This is a genomic window from Mesorhizobium sp. M0663 (genome assembly GCF_040320585.1).
Classification (GTDB): Bacteria; Pseudomonadota; Alphaproteobacteria; order Rhizobiales; family Rhizobiaceae; genus Mesorhizobium.
In genome coordinates this window covers 1-3,935 of record NZ_JAMYPX010000076.1, presented here as the reverse complement: position 1 = coordinate 3,935, position 3,935 = coordinate 1, and the positions used below count along the sequence as shown (strand labels likewise).

The window sequence follows — 3,935 nt, the reverse complement described above, 5'->3', positions numbered from 1 at the left end:
CCGACTGTGTTTCGGACCGCAACGGGGCGTCAGATGCGCCGAAGCCCCGATGGCGGTATCACCATCAAATCGGCCGTAGCTGTCTTTGGTTGATAAAGGCCGCGTTGTTTGGCGTACTTTTATCGCGATGCCCTCTGATACGCTGGCTGCAATAGCCGCAATCCTCCGGGCAGCCGCCTGTCTTGATGCTGAGAAGCCGGCTGAGCTGGACCTTGTTGGGATCGAAATTCTGGCGGTGCACGGTTTGCGCAAGGAAGAGGAGATTTTGAAGGGGCATCGTGAAGGGCCTGAGCCTTCTCCAGGGTCCACGCTCCAGGGTCCACGCTCCAGGGTCAGGGGATTGAGGCTGTGGCGATGTCTGCATTGAACTGGCTGTTTGCATGTCCATGCTGTTCCTCCGGTTCTGCCGTAAGGGTGTTGCTGTGACGACGATCGGAAAGGACACTTGACCCACTTGTAGTCCGCGCCTTTGGTCGACATAGCGGACTGGCTCTGGCCACCGGCAAGGTTGAAGAGTGTTCCGTTGTTGCAGTCGTACTTGGCCTACGTGAACCAGATGCCTGAGCACGCGGTCGCGTTTCAGGGTTGATCTACTCGTAAAAAGGAATTGTCTTAGGCGGAAGGCCGCACTTAATACCGCTATCCCGGCGCCCCATCGGGTTCCCGGATTGAGCAGCGGAACTATTTTGTGCCGCTGCCAGCGTTGTGTCGGCCATGTGCACGCGCGCTGCCGCCGCCAGCAGGTCGGTCTGGGTGATCAGCCCAATAATGCGTCGCTCGGCATCGACGATGACCACGGCATGGCTGCGGCCGTCGGTGAGCACCGGCAGCAGGCTCATCGCCGGCGTATCGGGAGAGGCGGTGCCAGCCTTCGACATCACAGCCCTCACCGTGTCGGTCGCCTTCGTCAGCTCGCGCAGGCCAACTACACCGACCAGCCCGCCCCCGGCGTCGGTCACCGGCAGCGTCCGGATGTTGTGATCGAGCAGCAAATGACGCGCCTGGTCGGCAGGCGCATGTTCATCGACCGAAATCACATCGCGCGACATGATGTCCTCGCACAGCAGGGTCCGGTGGGAGCGCACCATCGCCTGCAACTCGACCTGCCGTAGCAGCCGCTCAAGATCGTTGCGGTCGATATCGAAGGTTTCCTCCAGCGCGCCGAGCGCGGCATCGATATCCTCGGGCTGGAAGCCGACCCGCTCCCGCGCCGGCGGATCGATGGTTCTATGCGCGCTTTTAAGGGCGGGGGGCGCCACATGCGGATAGTTGCGCCGCGACAGTTTATGGATGCCGTAGCCGAGTGCGACCAGCACGATCGAGTTCAGCGCTACCGGAACGAAGGGAAACAGCAAGCCCGAGCTGAAGACGGCCGGTCCGCCGAACACCGCGGTTAAGGCGGCGGCGCCACCCGGCGGATGCAGGCAGCGCGTGAACGACATGGCGGCGATGGCCAGCGCCACCGCAATGCCGGTAGCAAGGACGGGTTCATGCACGAAATGCGCCACGATCACCCCGACCAGCGCCGAAATCGTATTGCCACCGATAATCGACCAAGGTTGCGCCAGCGGGCTTGAAGGTACGGCAAAGAGCAGCACGGCCGATGCTCCCATTGGAGCAACCAGCAGTGCGACATGTGGGCCAGACCCGTTCGCCAGCGCACTGATCACGCCAGTCAATGCGATGCCGATCATGGCCCCCATACAGGCGAGCAGCCGCTCGCGCAGGGTTGCACCGGCAAGGATCGGAACAAAGAGACGAAACGCCATGGCATACCCTTGGGCGAGTGGTCGGAACTCCGCGCTCCGCAATGCAGGCAAAGCCACAGATTTGGAAGTTAAGCCAATTCGGAAAGTCGGCTCACGGGGGAAAACTTTTGCGCGAAGCGGCCATTGCCAAATGGGTGCAGACATTTTGATCAGCCAGAGGAGGCGGACGGCACGCTGATCCGCTCGAGCGCAGCTAGAGGCCAAGGGCTGCCGTGCCGCGGGCAGCCGGAAATGGGGATGGTCGGAAGTCGAGCTGGGATGGACACTAAGAAATTCAGAGGCTTCGAAAAGCGTGCTGACAATGTCGGCACGGCAAGACAAATCAGGCCGTTGTCGCTCCACTTCCGAGGCGCACTCCAGCGGAGTACGGCTTCTACGCGGTGCTTGGTCTGCCTGTCCTTGCCACCATCGGATTCGTTTGCGTCATGCTGAAACGTCCACCTGTAGCCGCTGAGAAGACGACTGCCGCCAGTGCCGTCGTGGAACCGCCATATGACGGCGGCTTGGTTACAGAGCCGGCTCGTGTCGATCGGGCGGAGGAGCCTGATGTGACGTACATGGTCCAGAAAGTGGCCAATGAAGGTGCTGGCATCGTCAACGTGATCAGGTCACGTAATAGCGGTAATACAACCGCGACCATGAGCCTCTCAGGCGTTCGATGAGGCGGGAAAATCCGATCACCAGACCAAGCGCGATTCCGCCACACTGCCACACACGAAACCGATCAGGTCACGTTCCAGGCTCGCCAGAAGATTGGAGCCGAGGCCACCTCGGCTGAACTCTGCCATGCCGCGGGCCGCCACCTCTCCCAGCCGCGGTAGAAAACGTGGGTCAGCAGCGCCGGCATGGGCGAGCAACTCCCAAATCGCGAGCATCGCCATCGGCACCGCAAGCGGCCGCAGATGTCGGCCGATGGAGCGGAAGGGCGGCGGTGCGATGGAAGCGCCGTGCGACAGCCTATCCCGACCTGCAATCGTGATCAGGCTCATCGTGGGTCTCCGGACGCCAGCGTTGCAGATGGTTTCAGGCAAGCGTGAGCAGGCCGTGGATCACCAATCCGGTCAGGCCGACCACGATCATGGCCGAAAGAACGAGGTTCCAATTGAAAGAGCTGACGACCATAGGCCATCAGGTATCGGAGCCCTTCGAACGATGCGATGAGTTCTACCGCAACCAGGGTCTGCCAGCCGTTGAAGGCCTTCTCGCAGCCCTGTAAAGATCGACGGTACGGCGGAAGGCAGCACGATCATCGTGAGTTTCGACCAGCGGCTGAACGAAAGGACACGGACCCCCCTTACGACGACGCGTTGCGCTTCGCTAACCCTTCGCCGCCATCAGGCTGGGTAAGAGGACTTGCACGTCTAAAGCTGTCGATCATTCTCGGCACACAAAAAAGGGCGGCATTGCTGCCACCCTTTTCCGTATCTGTAGGTTGATAGCTGGATTAGAAATCCATACCGCCCATGCCGCCCATGCCACCGCCGGGCATACCAGCCGGCATGCCGCCGCCAGCCGACTCCTTCTTCGGAGCCTCCGCGATCATCGCTTCGGTGGTGACCAGCAGGCCGGCGACCGAGGCCGCGTCCTGCAGAGCCGTGCGCACCACCTTGACCGGATCGACGATACCCATGGCGATCATGTCGCCATATTCGCCGGTCTGGGCGTTGAAGCCGAACGTCGCGCCCTTGTTCTCAAGGATCTTGCCGGCAACGATCGATGCTTCCGCACCGGCGTTGGCGGCGATCTGGCGAGCCGGAGCCTGCAGCGCGCGACGCACGATGGCGATGCCGGCGGTCTGGTCGGAGTTGGCGCCGGTGACGGTGATGGCCAGCGAAGCGCGCAGCAGGGCGACGCCGCCGCCGGGAACGATGCCTTCTTCGACGGCCGCGCGGGTCGCGTTGAGGGCGTCGTCGACGCGGTCCTTCTTTTCCTTGACTTCGACTTCGGTCGCGCCGCCGACGCGGATCACCGCGACGCCGCCCGCGAGCTTCGCCAGACGTTCCTGCAGCTTCTCCTTGTCGTAGTCCGACGTGGTCTCTTCGATCTGCTGCTTGATCTGGGCAACGCGGCCCTGGATCTCTTCCTTCTTGCCGGCGCCGTCAACGATGGTGGTGTTCTCCTTGGAGATCGACACCTTCTTGGCGCGGCCGAGCATGTTGAGGCCGA

General features: G+C 62.1%; 2 protein-coding genes and 2 pseudogenes. All 4 read right to left on the bottom strand.

Annotated elements, in window-relative coordinates:
* Positions 1 to 142: 142 nt before the first annotated feature.
* Positions 143 to 323: pseudogene (locus NKI54_RS35970) on the bottom strand (biotin synthase BioB); the annotation flags it as partial.
* A 366-nt stretch (positions 324 to 689) separates the two neighbouring features.
* Positions 690 to 1,769 (bottom strand): annotated as a pseudogene (locus NKI54_RS35965) (HPP family protein); the annotation flags it as partial.
* A 677-nt stretch (positions 1,770 to 2,446) separates the two neighbouring features.
* Positions 2,447 to 2,758 (bottom strand): ABC transporter permease family protein, encoded by a 312-nt coding sequence (locus NKI54_RS35960; RefSeq protein ID WP_352642819.1) that lies wholly within the window; start codon positions 2,756 to 2,758, stop codon positions 2,447 to 2,449.
* Positions 2,759 to 3,213: 455 nt separating this feature from the next.
* Positions 3,214 to 3,935, bottom strand: a 722-nt coding sequence (locus NKI54_RS35955) for a TCP-1/cpn60 chaperonin family protein (RefSeq protein ID WP_352694578.1), incomplete at its 5' end; no start/stop codon positions are given.

Coding starts and splice junctions, on each gene's coding strand:
- NKI54_RS35960 (WP_352642819.1), bottom strand. CDS start 2,758: ATGAGCCTGATCACGATTGCAGGTCGGGATAGGCTGTCGCACGGCGCT.